Source organism: Hungatella sp. L36 (assembly GCF_014288035.1).
The window spans coordinates 1-4,505 of sequence record NZ_JACOPC010000042.1 but is presented as its reverse complement, the minus strand read 5'-3'; the positions used below and the strand labels follow the sequence as shown (position 1 = coordinate 4,505).

Genomic DNA, 4,505 nt, shown 5'->3' with positions numbered 1-4,505 from the left:
TACATAATACCGATTGTAAGAAGTACTGTATAGTAGCTTAATAAATAGTTAATCACATGGAGGCAAACACACTATGTTTACGTTACAGAAATTTATAATGCCACAGGCTAATATTTGCCTACAAGAAAAAATGTTTTTTCGAGTAAACCAGGAGGAGGATATCTATTATAACTTTGAAGATCATACATACTCCTTTAAGAAAAATGGGGAACTGTTTAGTAATACTTATTTTAATTCATTTTGCTCACCTAAATGGTACAGATATACAGTAATTGATGAAATTATAGTATCTCTAAGATTAAAAGGAAATTTTGAAATTTCTTTAGTCAAAAGTTTTTTAGCAGATAACGAAATAATAAATAATACTGTTAAACAGCTCTATTCATCCTCCGAAGAAAAAAAGTCAATTACTTTCAAATACAATTTCTCACTAGATCAATTTGATGGCTTTTATTATCTGAAACTAAAAGCCATAGAAAATGATAGCATTTTCTATGGCGGAGAGATACTCACTGATAAAGCACCTATTAACCAAATTAAAATGGGGGCAGTTATCTGTACATTCAAAAGAGAAAACTTTATTTATAAAAATTTAGATCTCTTCAAATATAATATTTTAAAAAATCAGAACTCACAACTTAAGGAACAACTTGACTTATTTGTTATTGATAATGCAGGAACTCTGGATCATAAATATTTTGACCATAACCAGTTACATCTTATCCAAAATAAAAATGTAGGTGGAGCCGGTGGATTTACACGCGGAATAATAGAAGTTTTAGAAAGCACTCTGCCATATACACATGTTTTACTCATGGATGATGACGCACTTCTTGATATCAATTCACTAGAAAGAACTTATGCCTTTTTATCGTATACGAAAAAGCAGCATAGTGACTTATATATTGGTGGAGCCACATTGCGTCTAGATAAACAGAATATACAGCTAGAGTCTGGAGCTGTTTGGAATAATAACCTCTTGTTTAATATTAAACAAAACTTAGATCTTACATCTGTAGCTGATATACTTTTTAATGATTTGGAAGAATCCCGCAGTTATAATGCCTGGGTCTTCTCTTGTATACCACTGGAGTCTTTAAGTCCCTCCAATCTACCATTGCCGCTTTTTGTACGTGGTGATGATATGGAGTTCGGAATACGTAATTCAAAAAAGATACTAACAATGAATGGAATATGTGCATGGCATGCTCCACTTCACAATAAATATTCTTCTTTTATGACATATTATACTTTAAGGAATCAACTAGTCCTTAATGCGCTCTATGATAAAAATTTTTCTTCAAGTTCAGCGATAAAACTGTTAGCCCAAAATCTCACTCGTGAATTACTTTACTATCGCTATGAAAATATAGATCTTATTATAAAAGCTTATACAGATTTTTTAGGTGGGGTATCCTTCTTTATCAATACAGATGGTGAACAATTGCATAAAGATATCATGAAATTTGCACCTCATTTTCAAGATTTTAATGAACTTTCAAGAGGGGATAATCCATTTATATATGTAAAATTAGCTGTCTCCCAAAACCAAAGAGACAGCAAAAAGTGGAAACGATTTGTAAGAAGATTAACATTTAATGGATATCTGTTACCTGAATCTTTATTTAAAAAAGGAGGTTGGGATAATTATGGTATCGTGGAATTAACTAGTGCCAGAGCAATTAATTTTTTTAGGCGAAAAAAAGTACTACAAGTAGATCTAGTATCAAATCGTGGATATCTTACAGAAATAAGCAAGAAGAAATTTTTCTCCACGTGGATTAGATTTTTTAAACTCTCGTTTTATATTCAAATGGGTGGATATAAAAAAGCAGTAAAATCATATCAAAATGAAATTAATAAAATTTCAAATATAACTTTTTGGAAAGAATATCTTGATTTAGAAAGGAATTAAAAAATGTTTGATTTTATCATAATTGGAGCTGGACTTACAGGCTGTATATTAGCAGAGCAACTTGCTCATACCGGAAAAAGGGTATTAATAATTGAAAAAAAACAACATATTGGTGGCACTTGCTATGACTATTATAATGAAAACGGGGTATTAGTTCATAAATATGGTCCCCATATCTTTAATACAGAAAGTGAAAAAGTTTGGAAATACATTAATCAATTCACGGACTTCCGAATTTACCATCATAGAGTCCTAGGGGTTATTGAAGGAAAAAAAGTACCTGTACCATTTAATTTAGAATCTTTACATAAAGTTTTTCCAACTTCATATGCAGAAGTATTGGAAAAAAAGTTGTTAAGAAAGTATGGTATGAATGTTAAGGTTCCTATTATGGATTTACAAAATCAGGAAGATGCTGATCTAAAGTATCTTGCTAATTATATTTATGAATACGTGTTTTTACATTATACCGAAAAGCAATGGGGGATGACACCTGAAGAAGTAGGTGGTGCTGCAATGGCCCGAATCCCATTTTACGTATCCCGTGATGATAGATATTTTCAAAATCGTTATCAAGGAATTCCAACTCATGGTTACACAAAAATATTTGAACGAATGTTAGATAACCCCAATATTCATTTAATGCTAAATACTAATTATCATGATATTATAAAGTGTGATATGGAAAAACATGGATTTTTATTTTCAAATACTGCCTTTACTGGTAAAGTAATTTATACAGCTCCTTTGGATGAATTATTTAACTATTGTTATGGTAACTTACCTTATAGAACGCTGGACTTTGTCTTCGAAACATATGATCAAGAATATTACCAAGAAATATGTACAGTTAATTATCCTAATAATTACGATTTTACCAGGATAACTGAATTTAAGCATATGACAGGACAAATCCATTCCAAAACTACGATAGTAAAAGAATATCCTCAGCAATATGATTCAGAAAACAAACAAATGGAACCATACTACCCTATACCGCAAAAAGAAAATGAAATATTATATAGTAATTATCTCAATTTATCAAAACAATTTCCAGACTTAATCTTATCTGGGAGACTTGCTGATTATAAATACTATACAATGTCTGAAACTATCGAGAAGGCCCTTAGCGTTTTTGAAAAAGAACTTAAACCTAATATCTAAATATTGACTTATATTTATAAATCTTACTATTATATTAAAACTATTGCAATTAGGAAATATGTATGATATTTTATGAATTGAAAGTTTAAATATAAGTTATAAGAAAGGTACAAAATTAATGGATTTTTTACAATTGTGTGTAGTGCTAATACCAGGTATTCTTGCTGCAGAGTTCTATGATAAAATTCAAAAACAAGATTTTTCAATGCATTTATTTATAATAAATACAGCAAAATTTACATTTTTAATTTTATTATGTAATGTAATCATTCAGTATATACGCGGTTGGTATGAGTTTGACTTTCAACGTATCAGCGTACAATTTTTAGTAAAATATATACCTCTAAATATAATATTAATTTACATAATTCCATGGGGATATAAACTTCTTGAGTATTTTATTGGACGATATATAACTGGAAAGTATAAATCTAAATATTAAAACAAATTATTTATTAGTAAATGATAAAAGGGCGAAATTAGAAATTTTTGCCCTTTTATCATTTTACTAATTACGTAAAAATAACTTATATATTCTTTCTCGTATCAAGTTAGGAGCTAAACTGTTTATTGTTCGAATAAATAAATTCAAACAGAACTCTCTTTTATTTATAAAGCCTATTTTATAAAAAGTGTTTTGCATATAATATATTTTTTCTACATACTGCCTCCCACCTCGTCGTTGAAACATTCCATTCCCAATCCTAGCCATTACTAAGATATTATTTAAATTTAACATTCGATCATTATTCATTAGCATCCTAACCCATAAATAGTAATCTTCTGCAAAGTCCATTTTCTTATAACTACCAGCATCTAAGACAAATTGTTTTCGGAACATTACAGTCATATGATTCATAGGATTTCTTTTTTTTGCCCATGTAAGAATATCATTATGATTGCACGGTACTTTTCTTATTGATGATATTTCGTTCGGATTTTCTTTAAATTCAGCTATATATCCACCACAGACTGCTAGCTTATCATCATTCTCAAAACAGGTCATTTGAAGTTCCATGCGATTATAAACTGAAATATCATCGCTATCCATTCTAGCTACCAAGTCATTTTTACAATATCTAAGTCCTTCATTTAAAGCTATTCCCAATCCGACATTTTTATCCAATTTTATAATATTAAATGTTTCTGGACATTTAATTTTGTAATTTAATAAAACATTTTCTAATTGTTCATTTAAAGGACCATCACAAACAATAACAAAATCATTCGTTTTAACTGTTTGATTTAAAATACTTTCTATAGCAATTTCTAAAAAATCAGCTTGCTCTTTTTCATATACAGACATTAAAACGGAATATTGCATCTGTTTATCTCCTTTCTACATCTATACCTCCCTAAAAATAATATCACATACAATACCCCAAAACAAGTCATAGTATTCTAAATAATACCGATTATAGGAAGT

The 4,505-nt window shown here is 29.3% G+C and carries 3 protein-coding genes; 2 read left to right on the top strand and 1 reads right to left on the bottom strand.

Annotated features, from left to right (window positions below):
- The first annotated feature begins 73 nt into the window (after positions 1-73).
- Positions 74-1,915 carry a hypothetical protein gene (locus H8S80_RS33780; protein ID WP_117624388.1) on the top strand — a complete coding sequence of 614 codons (1,842 nt, stop codon included), beginning with the start codon at positions 74-76 and terminating at the stop codon, positions 1,913-1,915.
- Positions 1,916-1,918: 3 nt separating this feature from the next.
- A complete protein-coding gene (gene glf, locus H8S80_RS33775) occupies positions 1,919-3,079 on the top strand; it encodes a UDP-galactopyranose mutase (protein ID WP_117624389.1) in 1,161 nt (386 codons plus the stop codon).
- A gap of 508 nt (positions 3,080-3,587) precedes the next feature.
- Here glf and H8S80_RS33770 read toward each other — a convergent pair.
- Complete coding sequence (locus H8S80_RS33770) at positions 3,588-4,403, bottom strand: glycosyltransferase (RefSeq protein WP_117624391.1); 816 nt, start codon at positions 4,401-4,403, stop codon at positions 3,588-3,590.
- Positions 4,404-4,505 lie beyond the last annotated feature (102 nt).